The 17,273-nt window shown below is 52.1% G+C and carries 17 protein-coding genes, 1 pseudogene and 1 other annotated feature; of the genes and pseudogenes, 2 read left to right on the top strand and 16 right to left on the bottom strand.

Annotated elements, in window-relative coordinates; genetic code table 11:
* Positions 1–63: 63 nt before the first annotated feature.
* Entirely contained in the window at positions 64–1,797 is a 1,734-nt protein-coding gene (locus tag FPL14_RS20475; RefSeq protein WP_182299506.1) for a methyl-accepting chemotaxis protein, read from the top strand.
* 82 nt (positions 1,798–1,879) lie between these two features.
* Here FPL14_RS20475 and FPL14_RS20470 read toward each other — a convergent pair whose 3' ends face one another.
* The 13 genes and pseudogenes from FPL14_RS20470 to FPL14_RS20410 form a co-directional block, all read right to left on the bottom strand.
* On the bottom strand, positions 1,880–2,323 hold the full coding sequence (locus FPL14_RS20470) for a hypothetical protein (RefSeq protein ID WP_182299505.1): 444 nt from the start codon (positions 2,321–2,323) through the stop codon (positions 1,880–1,882).
* A 50-nt stretch (positions 2,324–2,373) separates the two neighbouring features.
* Positions 2,374–2,685, bottom strand: coding sequence for a hypothetical protein (locus FPL14_RS20465; protein WP_229263599.1), 312 nt, complete (start codon positions 2,683–2,685; stop codon positions 2,374–2,376).
* 6 nt (positions 2,686–2,691) lie between these two features.
* Positions 2,692–2,754, bottom strand: a pseudogene (locus FPL14_RS30825) (zinc-ribbon domain-containing protein); the annotation flags it as partial.
* Between the two features lie 474 nt (positions 2,755–3,228).
* Positions 3,229–4,857 (bottom strand): chaperonin GroEL, encoded by a 1,629-nt coding sequence (gene groL / locus FPL14_RS20455; RefSeq protein WP_182299502.1) that lies wholly within the window; start codon positions 4,855–4,857, stop codon positions 3,229–3,231.
* A gap of 34 nt (positions 4,858–4,891) precedes the next feature.
* A complete protein-coding gene (groES, locus tag FPL14_RS20450; RefSeq protein ID WP_182299501.1) occupies positions 4,892–5,176 on the bottom strand; it encodes a co-chaperone GroES in 285 nt (94 codons plus the stop codon).
* A 224-nt stretch (positions 5,177–5,400) separates the two neighbouring features.
* Entirely contained in the window at positions 5,401–6,495 is a 1,095-nt protein-coding gene (locus tag FPL14_RS20445) for a methyl-accepting chemotaxis protein (RefSeq protein ID WP_182299500.1), read from the bottom strand.
* Positions 6,437–6,670 carry a hypothetical protein gene (locus FPL14_RS20440; protein ID WP_182299499.1) on the bottom strand — a complete coding sequence of 78 codons (234 nt, stop codon included), beginning with the start codon at positions 6,668–6,670 and terminating at the stop codon, positions 6,437–6,439. Before FPL14_RS20440 ends, FPL14_RS20445 begins: the two co-directional genes overlap by 59 nt.
* Positions 6,671–6,843: 173 nt before the next feature.
* Entirely contained in the window at positions 6,844–7,623 is a 780-nt protein-coding gene (gene tatC / locus FPL14_RS20435) for a twin-arginine translocase subunit TatC (RefSeq protein WP_182299498.1), read from the bottom strand.
* Positions 7,624–7,736: 113 nt separating this feature from the next.
* Complete coding sequence (gene tatA, locus FPL14_RS20430; RefSeq protein WP_182299497.1) at positions 7,737–7,967, bottom strand: twin-arginine translocase TatA/TatE family subunit; 231 nt, start codon at positions 7,965–7,967, stop codon at positions 7,737–7,739.
* Between the two features lie 40 nt (positions 7,968–8,007).
* A complete protein-coding gene (locus tag FPL14_RS20425; RefSeq protein ID WP_229263598.1) occupies positions 8,008–9,063 on the bottom strand; it encodes a molybdopterin-binding protein in 1,056 nt (351 codons plus the stop codon).
* Positions 9,060–9,554 (bottom strand): MogA/MoaB family molybdenum cofactor biosynthesis protein, encoded by a 495-nt coding sequence (locus FPL14_RS20420; RefSeq protein ID WP_182299496.1) that lies wholly within the window; start codon positions 9,552–9,554, stop codon positions 9,060–9,062. The genes FPL14_RS20425 and FPL14_RS20420 overlap by 4 nt, the downstream gene beginning before the upstream one ends.
* 61 nt (positions 9,555–9,615) lie before the next feature.
* Entirely contained in the window at positions 9,616–10,107 is a 492-nt protein-coding gene (gene moaC, locus FPL14_RS20415; RefSeq protein ID WP_182299495.1) for a cyclic pyranopterin monophosphate synthase MoaC, read from the bottom strand.
* Between the two features lie 12 nt (positions 10,108–10,119).
* Positions 10,120–10,794: a 5-formyltetrahydrofolate cyclo-ligase gene (locus FPL14_RS20410; RefSeq protein ID WP_182299494.1), complete on the bottom strand. Its 675-nt coding sequence runs from the start codon at positions 10,792–10,794 to the stop codon at positions 10,120–10,122.
* 111 nt (positions 10,795–10,905) lie between these two features.
* Between FPL14_RS20410 and FPL14_RS20405 the strand changes: the two genes are divergently transcribed.
* Positions 10,906–12,822 carry an ABC-F family ATP-binding cassette domain-containing protein gene (locus FPL14_RS20405; protein ID WP_182299493.1) on the top strand — a complete coding sequence of 639 codons (1,917 nt, stop codon included), beginning with the start codon at positions 10,906–10,908 and terminating at the stop codon, positions 12,820–12,822.
* Between the two features lie 492 nt (positions 12,823–13,314).
* Here the strand turns inward: FPL14_RS20405 and FPL14_RS20400 are convergent, their stop codons facing one another.
* The 3 genes from FPL14_RS20400 to rimI form a co-directional block, all read right to left on the bottom strand.
* Entirely contained in the window at positions 13,315–14,913 is a 1,599-nt protein-coding gene (locus tag FPL14_RS20400) for a 2-isopropylmalate synthase (protein WP_182299492.1), read from the bottom strand.
* Positions 14,914–15,379: 466 nt separating this feature from the next.
* Positions 15,380–15,638 (bottom strand) — a binding site (T-box leader).
* Positions 15,639–15,723: 85 nt separating this feature from the next.
* Complete coding sequence (tsaD, locus tag FPL14_RS20395) at positions 15,724–16,779, bottom strand: tRNA (adenosine(37)-N6)-threonylcarbamoyltransferase complex transferase subunit TsaD (protein WP_182299491.1); 1,056 nt, start codon at positions 16,777–16,779, stop codon at positions 15,724–15,726.
* Positions 16,776–17,273 carry a ribosomal protein S18-alanine N-acetyltransferase gene (gene rimI / locus FPL14_RS20390; protein ID WP_182299490.1) on the bottom strand — a complete coding sequence of 166 codons (498 nt, stop codon included), beginning with the start codon at positions 17,271–17,273 and terminating at the stop codon, positions 16,776–16,778. Before rimI ends, tsaD begins: the two co-directional genes overlap by 4 nt.

Here is a 17,273-nt window from a genome sequence, read left to right as displayed (position 1 = left end):
CGTTCCTTTAACCGATAATAGTATAAGATATGCGATAATCATCAGTCAGAGGGAGAGTACGTCATGTTGAACAACGTTTCCGTCAGAACCAGGCTTCTTATTTTGCTTTTCGCTCCACTAGTTTTATTTGCAATGACCGCAGTGTATCTTCTAAATCTCAACTCTTCCAACATCGACAAACTGACCGAAGTGCTGTATGAAACAAGCAACCGGTCCACTACCCTTGTCCTGAATGCGGATCGGGATATGTATCAGGCTTATAGCGCCTATCAGAAATTAACCTCACCTTATCTCTCTCCCGAGAATATCGATACAACTCTCACCGAGTTAGATGAAAACATCAAACAAGCGAACGACCGGATTGATCAGGCTTTGCAGATTGTTACCGATCGGAAGCTAGCCGGCTTGACGCATGAGACGAGCGGCAAATCCATCGAAGAGAGCATGAAGGAAGTTGATCGTCTCTTTAATGAATGGGCCCAGCTGGCTCATAGTCATGTTAAGGAAAAGTCATACTCCATCGAGGGTGAAACGAAGCTTCAGCTCGAGTTCGAACAAGCCCGCGGGAACATTAACGAGTTCGGTGAAATCCTTGAAGCTTATGCCATGAACGAAATGAAAGCCATTACGGATAACAAAAAAGAAACGAATGCGATTACTTATACGACTCTTATCGTGGAATGGATTCTCTTGATCCTGTTCGGCGTTGTCTTGATCCGAAAATTAACCCGTACGGTTTCATTGGTCCAATTGAAAACAAAGCAAGTATCGTTGGGCGATCTGCAATTCGCTCCTCAGCGTAAATACGATAAAGACGAGCTGGGACAAATTTTGCTGTCGGTAGACGGAATGATCGGCAAAATGCGGGAACTGATCTGCAGCATCGCTTCCAATACGAACGAGGTAGCCGTTGCCTCCGAGGAACTGTCCCATAGCGCGCAAGAGTCCTCTTCCGCGGCGAGCCATGTTGCGGAGAACATTCAAGAGGTAACTTCTCTCGTGGAAGTGCAATCGACCATCGCCGACGAAGCCAGCAAAGCGATCGAAGAAATGTCCGTAGGCGTACAAAGGATCGCCGAAAGCACGAACAGCATCTCGGATCACTCTCATCATACGAATCAACAAGCCGACCAAGGCGGCGAGCTTCTGAACAGATTAAAGCAGCAAATGGAACAGATGATGGCAACGATCCTGGAACTCAATCGCAGCGTCGATACGCTGAACGATAAATCGGCCAAAATCGGAGCGATTACGGAGAATATTACCAGCTTCGCCAATCAGACGGGCATCCTCTCGCTTAACGCTTCTATCGAAGCCGCGAGGGCGGGAGAGCATGGCAGGGGATTTGCCGTCGTCGCCCAAGAAATCCGCAAGCTCGCCGCGAGCTCTCTTGAATCCGCTCAGAGCATCAATGATCTTATCGCCGATACTCGGCAAGAGATTGAACAAGCATCCGATTACATGAAAACGACGGTCGTCCAATGCGAACAAGGAACCGCCATCATGGACGATGTCGCCAGCGGCTTCGGAGCCATCGTGGAGTCGATCAAGCATGTCGCGGAACAGATTCACGATACTTCCGCGATCACCGAGCAAATGTCCGCCAGCTCCGAGGAAGTGTCCGCCAGCATGGAGCAATCCTCTTCCTCCGCTCGGGAAATCGCCGGCAAGGCGCAGAACGTCGCAGCCGCCACGGAAGAGCAACTTGCCCTCGTGGAGAACATCGCCCATGCTTCCGAGCAACTGCAAGGCATCGTTAAAAACTTGAACGAATCCGTCCGCTTCTTTAAGCTTTAACCTTCCATTGCCTAATATTAAAGCCTTTCCGGAGAAGAGATCCGGAAAGGCTTTATTTGCGGAGAAGGAGTATCCCCGATTATTATTTCTTCTTCATATACTCTTTCGTATATTGAAGGATTTTCTTCGAAATGATCTGCACGTCGTATTTGTAGCGTTTCTTTAGGATATCGTTATGCACCTTATCCAAAGCATAATCGGTAGCATCGTATGCTTTGACCTGGATTTGGTAGCTCTTCTTGATAATCTTTTGAAGCTCTTTATCCGCTTCCGCCATATTTTTCTTATAAGCGGCTAGCGCTGCCGCTCTGGCTTTTTTAACTTCTGCCTTGGCGCCCTTATACCAAGCTTTCTCTAGGGCTGCCGAATCGTCGACGTCTTTAACGCTTGAGGATCCGGGATTTTTGAAATACTCCTCCAGCTTTTGATTCTCTTCCTTGCTTCCGCCGACGACTTGCGGTACCGCATTCGATACCGTCGGGAGAGCTACGAGTAAGGCTAAACAGAGGATGATGATTTTTCTCATTGTCGGTCGTTCCCCTTTTTCTGATTGATTCTAGCTGTTCCTAGGGTCTACTATTCGTATGCCATGCTACCCACGATAAATCCGATTAAAGAACCCAGCAAAGCGCCTACGACGGCCATAACCATTAAGATTACGCCATGGGTTTGATTGCGAACCTTATGTACCATGAATCCCATGATAAAGCTCCCGCCCCCGAACAAAATCGGGATAAACAGAAAGGACAATCCGAAAAACACCCAGCCTAGCGCGACATAGACCGTTCCGCTTTTGGGATTGCGCTGCCCCTTAGGCGTAACCTGCTGTTCGCCATATGGCGGAGGACTAAACGCCGCGGGTTTGGGAGCCGCTGAAGAAGAATCCATAGAATTCCCGCATTGGGGGCAAAACTTAATATGGTCTTCTACTTTGTTTCCGCATTGCGTGCAATACATGTAACCTCTCCTCTTCCTACTCTTATGAGTGCTTCCTAGATATGCGCTACCTTAGAACTACAAAAACAGACGCTTCTACTATTTTCGACACGTGGAAAGATTTCCCTCCCGAATGATTTACAATATTGGATTTATATAAAATAAATGTTCGCGAAGTCCGATAGATAGAGTAATCAAATCAAAGATGAGGTTTTAGCCTTGATGCCGGATTTCATTCCGCTTTGGTTCGTTCTACTTATCGTTCTTGCGATCGTGTTAATCGCCGTTCATCTCACCACTTGTGTATGGGCTTACGGGGATTGTATTAGTAACGGAAAAAGCACTGGATATGCGCTTGTTGTAAGCCTGAATATTCTGCTGATTCCTATCCTTGGATTAGTCGTTTATCTTTTCGTTCGAAATATTAAGCAATAGAAAAAACGGGACCTCGAGGGTCCCGTTTTCATTGCTATATCAGCATTGAGGGCTATCCGATTACATCATGCCGCCCATGCCGCCCATGTCAGGCATGCCGCCCGCAGGACCTTTGTCTTTCTCAGGCTTGTCGGCGATAACCGCTTCGGTTGTCAAGAAGACAGCCGCTACGGACGCTGCGTTCTGCAGTGCGGAACGAGTTACTTTAACAGGGTCGATAATACCTGCTTCGAACATGTTAACCCATTCGCCGGAAGCAGCGTTGTAGCCCGTGCCTACGGCTTCTTTTTTCAGACGCTCAACGATAACGGATCCTTCTTGGCCGGCGTTAGCCGCGATCGTGCGGATCGGCTCTTCCAGAGCGCGAAGGATGATGTTTACGCCCGTTTTCTCGTCGCCTTCTGCAGTAACCGCAGCAACGGCAGCGTATACGTTAACGAGGGCCGTACCGCCACCGGATACGATACCTTCTTCGACAGCCGCGCGAGTCGCGTTCAGAGCATCTTCGATGCGAAGTTTGCGCTCTTTCAATTCCGTTTCCGTAGCCGCGCCGACTTTGATAACCGCAACGCCGCCAGCCAATTTAGCCAGACGCTCTTGCAATTTCTCGCGATCGAAATCGGAAGTCGTGTCTTCGATTTGCGCTTTGATTTGGTTTACGCGTGCATCGATGTCGGCTTTGTCTCCAGCGCCGTCAACGATGATCGTGTTTTCTTTGTTTACGCGCACTTGACGCGCAGTACCCAATTGTTGGATCGTAGTCGATTTCAGCTCAAGGCCAAGCTCTTCCGTGATCACTTGACCGCCGGTAAGAGCCGCGATATCTTGCAGCATCGCTTTACGACGATCGCCAAAGCCAGGAGCTTTAACGCCGACGCAAGTGAACGTACCGCGCAGACGGTTAACGACAAGCGTAGACAATGCTTCGCCTTCGATGTCTTCCGCGATGATCAGCAATTGCTTGCCGGATTGTACGACTTTCTCGAGAACAGGCAAGATCTCTTGAATGTTCGAGATTTTTTTGTCCGTGATCAGAATCAATGGATTTTCCAAGTTCGCTTCCATTTTATCCGTATCCGTGATCATGTAAGGAGTGATGTATCCGCGGTCGAATTGCATCCCTTCAACGACTTCAAGATCGGTATTGAAGCCTTTGGACTCTTCGACCGTGATAACGCCGTCTTTGCCGACTTTATCCATAGCGTCCGCGATCAATTGGCCTACTTCGTCGTCCGCAGCGGAGATAGCCGCTACTTGAGCGATGTCGCTACGGCCTTCGACCGGCTTCGCGTGCGTTTTAAGTTGTTCAACCGCAGCTCTAACCGCTTTGTCGATCCCTTTGCGGATGACCATAGGGTTAGCGCCTGCCGTTACGTTCTTAAGGCCTTCGCGAATCATCGCTTGAGCAAGAACGGTTGCCGTAGTCGTACCGTCGCCGGCGATATCATTCGTTTTGGTAGCGACTTCTTTAACGAGCTGCGCGCCCATGTTCTCGAATGCGTCTTCCAGTTCGATTTCTTTAGCGATCGTTACGCCATCGTTCGTGATAAGCGGGGAACCGAATTTTTTCTCCAGAACTACGTTACGGCCCTTCGGTCCAAGCGTTACTTTAACTACGTTTGCCAATGCATCTACGCCGCGAAGCATCGCGCGACGAGCGTCTTCGCTGAATTTAATTTCTTTAGCCATCGTTAAGTACCCTCCTTAGGTTCTATTGATCCAATTAGCCTACGATCGCGTGGATATCGCTTTCCTTCATGATCAAATACTCTTTGCCTTCGTATTTGATTTCGGTTCCTGCATATTTAGAGAACAACACACGGTCGCCCGCTTTCACTTCCAGCGCGATCCGTTCACCGTCTTTAGTCAAAGCTCCGCTACCAACCGCGATAATCGTACCTTCTTGCGGCTTTTCTTTGGCGGTATCCGGCAATACGATACCACTAATCGTTTTTTCTTCTTTTGCGTTCGCTTCTATGAGAACGCGGTCTCCCAAAGGTTTAATCATGTAAATAGCCTCCTTCTTAAATTGTGCGTTTTTAATTTGAAGCCATTCCCTGTTAGCACTCAATTGTGTTAAGTGCTAATAACCATTTTCTATGATACGGTTTTTGGTGATGGTTTTCAAGTCCTTTTGCGTTAAATCCTGCACAAAAAAATGCGAATCCGCGTTTGCAGCGGATTCGCACCGAACAACCCTATTTCCAGCATTCCCCTTCGAGATAAGCTCAATCACGTTTTGAAATTCCCGACCAACCCTTTCAAACGGGTGGCCATCGAACTTAAGTTCTCGGCCGTGCGCGCCATCTCTTCCGTCGAGGACAATTGCTGTTCCGTCATAGCCGAAACCTGCTCCGTGAAAGAAGCCGTTTCTTCCGTGATGCGCGCAATATCCTGGATCGATTGGACAACGGATGCGCTGCCTGCGGACATCTGCTCCACGGAAGCAGCCACGTCCACGATGTTGGCGCTCAGCTGTCCGACTTTGCCTACGATATCGCGGAAAGTTTCTTCCGCGTTCTCCATGCCTTCGACAGCCGAGAATACTTGTCCGGCGCTCTGTTCGAACATCGCGGCGACTTGTCCGATGTCGCTTGACATCGTTCCGATCGTGTCGCCGATCTGTACCGCGGATTGCTGCGTCTGGTCCGCCAGCTTGCGGATTTCGCCGGCAACGACCGCGAACCCGCGACCATGCTCGCCAGCGCGAGCAGCTTCGATCGCTGCGTTAAGCGCGAGCAGGTTCGTTTGGTTCGCGACTTCGGAAATATAACCGATAACTTCCCTTACTTGTTCCGATTTATGATTCAGTCCTCTTACGACTTCCTGCAAAGAGCGGAACGCCTTTCCGACTTGCGCGATCTCTACGGAATTCGATTGCAGCAATTCGGAGCCGGCCTCCGCGCGGCTAACCGTCGATTGCGCGGCATCCGATACTCCAGTCGTCGTAGATGCTACTTGGTTCAATCCGTCGAGCGTCTCTTGCATCGTAGCCGATATTTCCTGCGACTGCGCGACTTGAGTCTCGGAGCCCGCCGCAACCTTCTCTACCGCTTTGGATACTTCGCTGCTGACGCGGGCGTTCTCGTCCGCGCCCTGCTTAAGCAGGATCGCCGACGCGGCAAGCTCGGCCGTGCTGTCGCGAAGCTCTTTCATCATTTTCTGCAAGCCGTCGAGCATTTGATTGGCGGCACTCGCAAGGTCGCCCATCTCGTCAGTGGATCTAATATGTATTCGTCTCGTTAAATCGCCGCCGGAAGAGGCAATATTACGCAGCGTGGACGTTACGCCGCCGATCGATTCGGTGAGATTGCGAGCTAGCCACATTAATCCGAATCCGCGCGCCGGCCAAGATCAAGAAAATAATGATAACCTCGATTAACAAAGCTTTCTGGTTCGCAAGATCCATACCCGTTAACAAAAGCACAAACGCTACTACCAATAAAACAATCATGCCCACGTAACCAATCGTAATTTTTCGACCTAAAGTCATATCGCGCATGCCTTTGTCCCTCCCGGATTCTAACGGCCGTTGTAAGCCCTTTCCTGAAATCAGTGTATCATAATTTTGTCGTTTGGAATATCGAAATCGCAACGAAATTTGACACTTTCTGCTTTTATTTGGAAAGAGGATTACCGACTTGGGACCCGGGACGAGAAGACTGGTTACCGCGATTATTCCTCCGTAAGCTCTAATTCTTTTTGCTCACGCGCCTTCATTCGTTTACCGTACGCGATTCGGGATAACAACACGCTTAATTCGTAGAGCAGGATTAACGGCACCGCTACCAGCAAATCCGAAACGACGTCCGGAGGGGTAACCATAACGCCGATGAGAATAAGGATAAACCAGGCGATCTTGCGCATTTTCCTCAAGAGGTCGGGGGTCAGAATTCCGATCCGGCTCAAAAATAAAATGACCAACGGAAGCTCGAACAGCAACGAAATAGGCAGCAGGATATTAAATAAAAACGAAAAATACTGAGTAACTCCGTAGGTTTCCTCCAACCCTAAGTTGCTCGTGATTTTCTCCGTGAACAGGAAGGCCATCGGAAAGACGACAAAATACGAAAAGGCCAGACCTATCAAAAACATGATCAACGCCCACGGAACGAATTGCAGCGTAGCTCGTTGTTCCTTCGGGCCAAGCGCCGGCCGGACGAAGGACCAGAGCTGGAACATGGCGAACGGAATCGCGACGATAAAGGAGATCAGTATCGCGAACTTCATATATAAGCCAATGGCATCCCATGGCGAAAAGGCGTGAAGGTCCAGATTATCTACCGGAGCCGCTTCCACCAAATAATCGAACACGGGTTGGGAACAGAATAACCCGACGACCAATCCAAGCACGAAGACGATCAAGCTATAGATGATCCTCTTGCGCAGCTCGCCCAAGTGCTCGGTCAGAGGCATCCACTCATCGTCCCGCAACGGGGCCGGACTTTCCTTCATTACCTTCACCTCTCAAACAAATACTCGCAGCGTAGTAAAACAACAAAGCTGTCCCCTTCGCAAAATCGATTTTGCGTCGAGGGACAGCCCCTAACCTTCATTGAGAATCCCGATTACTCCGGGAGACGCCGTTCTGTTTTCGGTTGCTGAATCTCTTCCGAAGACACTTCTACGCGATTAGCCTGACGATCCTTAGAATCATCCATCAGATCGTTAGCGCCTTTCTTGAACTCGCGCAGCGTGCGGCCGAATGCCTTGCCCAATTCCGGCAGCTTGTTAGGACCAAACAACAGCAATGCGATCAACACAAGCAATATGATTCCTGAAGCGCCTATTCCACCCATATCCGAACCTCCGTTCCAGTTTATGCGGAATGCGGGACCATCAGCAGCGGTGAAGCCCGCCGTATCCCATTTCCACGATGTCTTCCTTCACGACCGTATCTCCAGCCAGAACTCTCGGCAACAAAACGTCAAAAGAGGTGTAAGGGTCGTGCATAACGCAGCCCGGCAAACCGAAAATCGGCACTCCGCGCAAATAGCCGAACAACAGCATCGAGCCCGGCAACATCGGCGTTCCGTAGCTTACGATATCCGTGCCCGCTTCCGCGATAGCTCCCGGCGTACGATCATCGGGGTCTACCGACATTCCACCTGTTACGAGTATCATATCATACCCTTGTTTCAGGAAATAGTGAATTTCATTGACAATTGTATGTCGATCATCGGGAGCGAACCTTTGCTCGGCTACTACCGAGCCTAAGCTTTCGAGCTTCGCCTTGACCGCGGGACCGAATTTGTCGGCGATTCTGCCGGTAAACACTTCGGTTCCGGTCGTCAGCAGCCCCGCCTTCATGGAACGAAGCGGACGGACGCTGATCGGCGCGATCCCATGCTTATTCCGGTATTCGGAAGCCAATCTTTCGACTTCTTTCACCTTCTGCTCGGAGACGATGAGCGGAATGGCCCTCGTCGCGGCCACCCCGTCCCCGGGACGAACGACGCGCTGATGAAGGACGGTTGCCAGAGCGATTTCTCCGAGACGGTTGATTCCATCTACCACTTCCCGCGAGATATTTGCGAGCCCCGTAATTTCCGACTTAACCGACACTTTGCCTTCGTGCGGCTCTCCGATTACCGTGTTATCCCCGCCCAAAGCTACCGCCATCCGCAGCGCGGCGTCATCTTCATGAAGATCGCCTTCCGCCAGCTCGATCACGTAAAGGTGTTCCTTGCCGATATCCTTTAACTTGGGGATATCCTCGCCAACAACGACATGCCCCTTGCGAAACAGCCTGCCTTTGAATTCCCCGGGGACGATTTGCGTCAGGTCGTGGGCAAGTACCATTCCGACCGCGTCTTCGACTTTCACTTCCCTTAATGTAGAGGAGCTGATAGTCGTCGACCGGTTAGACGCGGGTAATTCGGACCCGGCCATCATTGTTCTTGCCCTCCCCGCAAACCTTTCACTTGATCCAAAGCTTCCGGAAGCAAATCCATTACGGCCATGAGATGCTCATGAACGCCCTTCGGATCTCCGGGCAAATTCAAGATCAAAGTTCTTCCGCGTATCGCGCAAATTCCGCGAAACAGAACCCCGTGCCGGGATCGCTGGGTAACGGCTGCGCGCATCGCTTCCGGAATTCCCGGGACGATGCGTTCCGCGACCATAAGCGTCGCTTCCGGGGTAACGTCCCGGAACGCCAGTCCCGTTCCGCCCGTCGTCAGCACGAGATCCGCTTGATAATAATCCGACATCTCGATCAGAGCCGCGCGCAATTCGTCCTTATCATCCGGCACGATCCGATAATCGATAATATCGCCGAATAATTCCTCTTCAATTAGTTCCCGAATGACTTGAGCACTCGTATCCTCGCGTTCTCCGCGCGAACCTTTATCACTAGCCGTCAATAAGGCGACCTTCCAGCGCATTCTTCATCCCCCCGCACCCATGAGTACGACTTCATCTTAATCGTTGAATCGTTGTAACGCCTTATTCGGCCGCCAAAGCGTAATCCCCGCTCTTGCCGCCGGATTTGCTCAACAGTTGTATCGGACCGATGACCATATCCTTCTGAAGCGCCTTGCACATATCGTAAACGGTCAAAGCAGCCGCGGAAACAGCCGTCAAAGCTTCCATCTCCACGCCCGTTTTGCCGGTTGTCTTTACTTCCGCCGTTATCGTCAGCTTATTGTCGCCATTGTCGGCAAACTGAATATTGACTCCCGTCAGGGGCAGCGGATGGCACATCGGAATCCAATCCGAAGTTTTTTTCGCCGCTTGAATGCCCGCGATTTGCGCGACGGCCAGCACGTCTCCTTTGGCAATCGACCGGTCCCGAATCCGGCGCAACGTCTCGGGAGCCATCGTTACGCTTCCTTCGGCTACGGCTACCCGCGCGGTCACGGCTTTCTCGGAGACATCGACCATCCTGGCTCGGCCTTGTTCGTTGAAATGCGTCAATTGATCGTCATTGCTACTCATTATCTAATCCCCCTATCTAAACCAAATCATCCGTTCATCCGTGGCCAGCCCCTGTAATCGCAGATCATGCGGCTCGATCGGCAAAGGTTCCGATACGACCTGTTCGCCGAATGCAAACCCGATCCATAACGTCTCCCCGCGGTATGTACGTCGTCTTTCCGCGTATAGGCGATCGTAATAGCCGCCCCCGTATCCTAATCTCCCGCCTTCTATGTGATAAGCAATGCCCGGCACGAGCACGACGTCCAGAGGATGCGTTCCTTCTATTAGAAAAGTTCTTTCGGGATCCGGCTCCGGAACTCCCCATTTACCGGGAATCCAGTCAGTCAATGCTTCGACCTTGCGCAACTCCATTCCTTCTCCGCCGTGCGCTATTCTAGGAGCAAAGATCTGATCCCCTTGTTCCCAACAGGCATGGAGCATGGGCAGCGGGGAAGCTTCCGAACGGAAAGGAGCATATGCGCATAGAGCCAACGGTCGTCCCAGCCGCTTCCTAATCGGGCTAAGCACCTCGTTCTCGGCTATGCCGCATAGCTTCACGGAACGCATGTCCCTCTCCTCGGCCGATAATCCGTCTCGTACGGACGTCATTCGACGCCGCCACTGAACCTTCTTCTCGGCAATCCCTTGATCTTCAACCATGACCGGCAAGCCTACCTTCTTGACTCCATGAAAATCTATTTTCATTTTATCACTGAATGGCTTTTTTCGCCAAAGAATAACGGTTTGGACATTCCTTGCGCATTTACGGTAAACTTGGAGGGTATCGTCGAAAAGAACTCGTCGGAGGGATTCCTCTTGTTATTACAAGCATCCAGCATAACCAAACATTACGGCGTTACTCCCGTGCTAGACGGAGTTTCGCTGCAGATTAACGAACGCGACCGCATCGGCCTCGTCGGCGTCAACGGCGCGGGCAAATCTACGTTCCTTCGCATCTTGGCCGGGGAATTGACCGCCGATACCGGCTCGGTGTCCAAGCCAAGAGAGCTGAAAATCGGCTATCTCGCCCAGAACGGCGGATTGCAAGGCCATCGAACGATTATCGAAGAAATGAATTCGGCTTTCGGGCCTCTGCTCGAACAAGAGAAAATGTTACAGGAGCTAGAAGCGCGGGTCTCGGATCCCCAAGAGCTGGAGAACGCGGCGAAATACGAAGCGCTACTTGCCCAATACGCCGACTTAAGCGAAAAGTTCCGCGAGAACGGCGGATTCGAGATGAAAAACCGCATCCGCAGCATTCTCCACGGAATGGGCTTTGGAAACTTCGCGCCGGATACCGAAGTGTCCTCTTTAAGCGGAGGCCAGCGTACAAGGCTCGCGCTTGCCCGGCTGTTGCTCGTTCAACCCGAACTGCTGTTGCTAGATGAGCCTACCAACCATCTGGACATCGAAACGCTCACTTGGTTGGAGCAGTATCTAAGATCGTACGCCGGGGCTATGGTGATCGTATCCCATGACCGTTACTTCCTCGATGCCACCGTAACGGCCATCGTCGAGATCGAGCGGCATGCGGCAACCCGTTATACGGGCAACTACAGCCGGTTCATGGATCTGAAAGCCGCTTCTTTCGCTCAACAGCTCAAGTTATATGAGCAACAACGCAAAGAAATTTCCCGCATGGAAGATTTCGTGCAGCGCAATCTTGCCCGAGCCTCAACGACGCGTCGCGCTCAGAGCAGGCGCAACGCTCTCGAGAGAATCGAACGTTTGGAGAAACCTAACACGCTGCGCCAAGCGAGCTTTTCCTTCTCGACGGAACGCCGCAGCGGCAAAGAAGTTCTAAGAGCCATTAATTGTTCCGCCGCGCCTAAGGAAGAGATGGCGCCCCTATTTCGAAACGTCAGCTTCGAAGTCAAGAGAGGGGAACGGCTGGCGCTGCTTGGTCCTAACGGAGTCGGCAAAACGACCCTGCTCCGTGCGTTAATCGATAAGCTCCCCTTGCGTTCGGGAGTCATTGAATGGGGTGCCGGCGTCTCTCTCGGCTACTATGATCAGGAGCAAAGGGAGCTTAACCCGGCAAATACGGTGTTAGAGGAAGTATGGAGCGCCTTCGCCATGCACCCGGAAGCGGAAATCCGCACCGTCTTAGGCAACTTTCTATTCAGCGGCGATGACGTTCGGAAGAAAGTAAGCGCGCTAAGCGGCGGTGAAAAGGCGCGGGTAGCGCTGTCGAAGCTTATGCTTCGAAAAGCGAACGTCCTCCTGCTCGATGAGCCTACGAACCATTTGGATCTGATGAGCCGAGAAGTGCTCGAAGCCGCTTTGGAAGAATACGATGGCACGCTTATCTTCGTTTCCCATGACCGGTACTTCCTAAACCGGATCGCCGATCGTATTGTCGAAATGGCTTCGGACGGCGCCGAGCATTTCCTGGGAAATTATGACGATATGGTAGCCAAAAAGGAGGAGATGAAGGAATGGGCGTCGTCACAGAACGACATTTCCTCCCCCGCTTCGCAACCCGCCGTCAGCAGCTATGAAGCGGATAAGCAAGCCAAACGAGAGGATCGCGCGCGCGCCAGAAAGCGAGAGCAAGCCGAGGCCGAAATCGCGCGGTTAGAGAACGAGCTTGCCACGCTCGAACAAGAAATGGCATCGCCGGAAATGACGACGGATTACATGAAGCTAAGAGAGTTGCAGACCGATGCCGACTTAAAACGTGAAGCTTTGGATGAAGTTTATCAGACTTGGGAAGCATTAATGGAAGATTAATCCCATAAGAGCTGGAATATTATTATTCACACAGTTATACACAGCTTGCGTACAAACTAAAGGGTAAGGGATAGAATGACATTCTCCTGAACCTGTTGATACGCAAGCTTTTTTTGTCGCTTTTTGCAGATGGATATCGTTTTCTATGATTTTATCCACATTATCCACACTTTCCACACGTAACTTGTGAAAAACTCATCCCAATTGCAACTTTATTACATCGTTGTTGTACCAACGAATTTTTGCTATTGTCCACATTATGCACATGCATTGTGGATAAGTTTGTCCACAACGTTATCCCTTCGTTTTTTGGTAAAAAAAAAAGCCATTCCATAGCCGTATCCGACGGTGTAAGGAATGGCCTTTAAATGTTTGGGTCGTTGGTGGCAGGCGCGTAGACCGCTGGCAGCAGCTTAGAGCCCTGCTTTTTCTGGTTGTCGTCCATTTAGACCGCTGGCAGCGGCTTAGATGAGCCAGGCGTTCGCGCTACTCTTATTCGCCCGATGCTTCCTGGCGAGCTTCGGTCATCTTGCGGGCCATAATGACTCCGTTGACCGCGGCTACATAAGCTTTGGCCGCCGCCAGAATAATGTCCTTGTGAATGGCCGTTCCGATGTTTCTCTGTCCTCCGCTAATGACCGTAACTACGGCTTCGCCGGATGCGTCCTCCCCCGTGGATAAGGAGTGAAGCTCCAAATCCTCGAACACCGCATCTACCGGCATCGCCTCGCGAATGCACTGGATAACCGCTTCGAGCGGCCCTTCCCCGGCGCCGGTGTACGTACGTTCCTCGCCGTCCTCGGAACTGAAGATCGTCACGGACGCGATTCGCGAGCGGTTCGATCCTGCCAACACTTGCAGATCGACCAAGGAATACGGCTGAACGATCGTATCCGTGGATTCTCCGACAAGCTGCATCAGAACGTCGTCCGTAATGATTTTCTGCTCGTCCGCCGTCTCTTTGAACCGATTATACAGATCTTCCATTTCCGAATCGCCCAGCTTGATGCCGAATTCGGATACGCGATGCTTGATCGCGTGGCGCCCGGAATGCTTGCCCAAAATAATCATGCTGCGAGGGATGCCCATCGCTTCCGGGTCCATGATCTCGTATGTGTTGCGGTTTTTCAGCAAGCCGTCTTGGTGAATGCCGGACTCGTGCTGGAAGGCGTTGCGTCCAACGATAGGCTTATTGAACGCGATCGGGAAATGCATCGTGCGGCTAACGAGACGGGAGGTTTCGTAAATGTGTTCGGGCGCGATTCCGGTTTCTACGCCCATCGAGTCGCCCCGGGTTTCGATCGCCATGACCAACTCCTCCAGCGAACAGTTGCCCGCGCGCTCGCCGACCCCGTTCACGCTGACTTCGACTTGCGTTACGCCATGACGGATAGCCGCCAAGCTGTTGGCAACCGCCAATCCCAGATCGTTATGGCAATGGGTACTGTAGATGACTTTGTCACCGCCGCGTACGTTCTGGCGTACCCGGGTGAACAAAGGACCGAATTCTTCAGGCAGCGCGTATCCCATCGTATCCGGGATATTGATGATCGTCGCGCCCTCTTCGATGGCCGCTTCGACTACACGGTAAAGGAATTCCTCGCTCGAACGGGAGGCGTCCATCGGAGAAAATTCGATCTGGTCGACGAATTGTTTGCCGTAGGCGACCATTCCGCGAAGCATCTCGATGACTTGATCCTGCGTCTTGCGCAGTTGGAAGTCCAAATGGATCTGCGATGCGGAGATAAACAGATGTAGCCTGCGGCGCGCGGCATCTTGGGTAGCGGCGACGGCGGAATCGATATCCGCCTTGACGCACCGGGCGAATCCGCATATTTCCACGTTCTGCAGCTCGCGTGAAATTTGCTGGATCGCTTGGAATTCGCCGGGGCTCGAGATCGAGAAACCGGGCTCGATAATATCGACTCCCATGCGGGCCAATTGGCGGGCGATGACGATCTTCTGTTCGGGCTTCATGGAAGCGCCCGGAGCTTGCTCTCCATCCCTGAGCGTCGTGTCAAATATTTGAATGCGGCGTTTGGCAGATGTCGGCGTAACGATTACGTTTGCGTTGTCATTAGTGTTTGTCATAGGGGTTAACCTCCTTAGATTTCATCCCGCTCGGGATGTAGGATCCATCTAAGAGATCGACGGTCAGCTAGATCCGGCAACGATAAGTGCGCTGCTTACGGCCGCCGGATAACGCAAAAAGCCCGTCGTCTCTTAAGGCTAGAGACGACGGGCCCATAGGCCGCCGCGGTACCACTCTGCTTGAAGGAGTTCGTCTTCCGACGGACGAACTTGTTCCTCCCACTTGTGCGCCATCGTCGACCTTTCGGTAGATCGAAGATGACGAGCGCCCTATATCGGGGGCCAACCGAACCGATGTACCTGAAGACGGCCGAACTTGCGCCGTATTCCGCTCCACCGTTCCGCTCCCGGGCGAGTTCGGTTCCTCTTCGGCTGCGTCGCACCGACCCACAGCTCTCTGTTCCCGAGGAAATTCCTACTACTCCCGTTCATTGCGTATAGAAATATAAAAGCCCACCGTCTCTATATAAGAGACGGCGGGCTAAATTTAGCCATCCGCGGTACCACTCTCGTTGATATTTCCTATTGCCGTTCATGCTCGGCCGGAAATATCCGCTCGGACCTGATCACGGGGGTTAGCCGTATGAATGTACGCATCCGACAAAATCCGAATGTTCCGCTCATCCGCTCCCAGGCGAGTTTCAGACTCCCATCTACTGCGTTGCACCGTCCCGCAGCTCTCTGTAATCCGGGTTAGCCCTACTGTTCCTGTTCATCGCGTTTCGTATAAGTATGTTCCCCATCGGGATTGGTTTTTATTATATTCACCGAAAATTCATCTGTCAACTCATGGCTTCAAAAAAATTTTCGTTAAACCGACCAATCCTCTAGCGAAAGAATCGGTTCCGCTTTGAGATCGAGAGTAGAGAACTGTCCGCGCCGCCATTTCAGGTCGGCCGCGGCCGCGATCATAGCCGCGTTATCCGTACATAGCTTATTAGGCGGGATAATCAGAGGCAGCCCCTCTTCCTCGCACAGGGAGTTAAGCCGCTCGCGTAATCCGCGATTGGCCGCGACTCCCCCGCACAGCAGCATTTGCCGTGCGCCGAACTCCTTGGCCGCTTTGATCGCCTTGCCGGTTACGACGTCGATTACCGATTGCTGAAACCCGCGCGCCAGCGCGGAGAAGTCCGGGGACTCCCCTTTCATCCGCGAGCGGTTGATCTCCGACAGTACCGCGGACTTTAAGCCGCTGAAGCTGAAGTCGTAGCTGTCCGGCTCCAGCCAAGAACGGGGAAGAACGACCTCCTCCATTGCTTCTTGGGCCAGCTTGTCTACGTAAGGACCGCCTGGATAAGGAAATTGCAGCGCTCTGGCTACTTTGTCGTAGGCTTCCCCTACCGCGTCGTCCCTTGTCCTGCCGATAATGCGAAACTTCCCTTCTTCTTCGAGAAGAACGATTTCCGTATGGCCGCCGGACACGACCAGAGCGATTGAAGGATATAAAATATCGCCCACCAGATGATTGGCATAAATATGACCGGCGATATGATGGGTTCCTATCAAAGGCACGTCAAGCGCCAGCGCCAAGCTTTTCGCCGCGACGACTCCGACCAATAGCGCGCCGATCAGCCCCGGCCCTTGCGTAACCGCGACCGCATCGATATCTGATAAGCTTACTCCCGCCTCGCGCAGAGCTTCTTCAAGAATGATCGTTATACTCTCCACGTGTTTGCGGGATGCGATCTCCGGCACGACTCCGCCGAATTGCTTATGCGTGTCGATCTGACTCGAAATAATATTCGACAAGACTTCCCGTCCGTTCCGGACGACCGCGACGGACGTTTCGTCGCAGCTTGTCTCTATCGCCAACAGCACGTAATCGCCTTTCGGCGACGCCGCTGAATCGTCGTTCCTTGCGTTCATGCCTGTTCCCCCTCCGAAGCTTCGGCGAATTCCGGGTTATCCGCGTCGTCCGTCCCGAGATCCGCCCACATGATGAGCGCGTCCTCCATATTGTCCGAGTAATAGGCAGGCCGGACTCCGGAAGGCGAAAAACCCATTTTGCGATACAGGGACTGCGCCCTCTCGTTGGATACCCTGACTTCAAGCGTCATGCGGCGGGCACCGAGAAAATAAGCCGTCTTCATCATTTCGGTTAACAGCGAACGTCCGTAGCCCTTCCCCTGAAATTGCGTCCTCACGGCGATGTTCGTCACATGCGCTTCATCGATAATAAGCCACATTCCGCCGTAACCGATAATGTCGTTATCCGACTCCATGATCATATATTTGGCGAACAGATTATTCGTCAACTCATTGCGGAAAGCCTCGGCCGACCACGGAGCCGTAAAAGCTTCTTGCTCGATCTCCACGATGGCGTCGATGTCGTGCAAATTCATCAAACGGTAGTTCAACAT

This window comes from Cohnella cholangitidis, assembly GCF_014107495.1.
GTDB classification, from domain to species: Bacteria; Bacillota; Bacilli; order Paenibacillales; family Paenibacillaceae; genus Cohnella; species Cohnella cholangitidis.
This window is presented reverse-complemented; position numbering and strand designations above follow the sequence as displayed.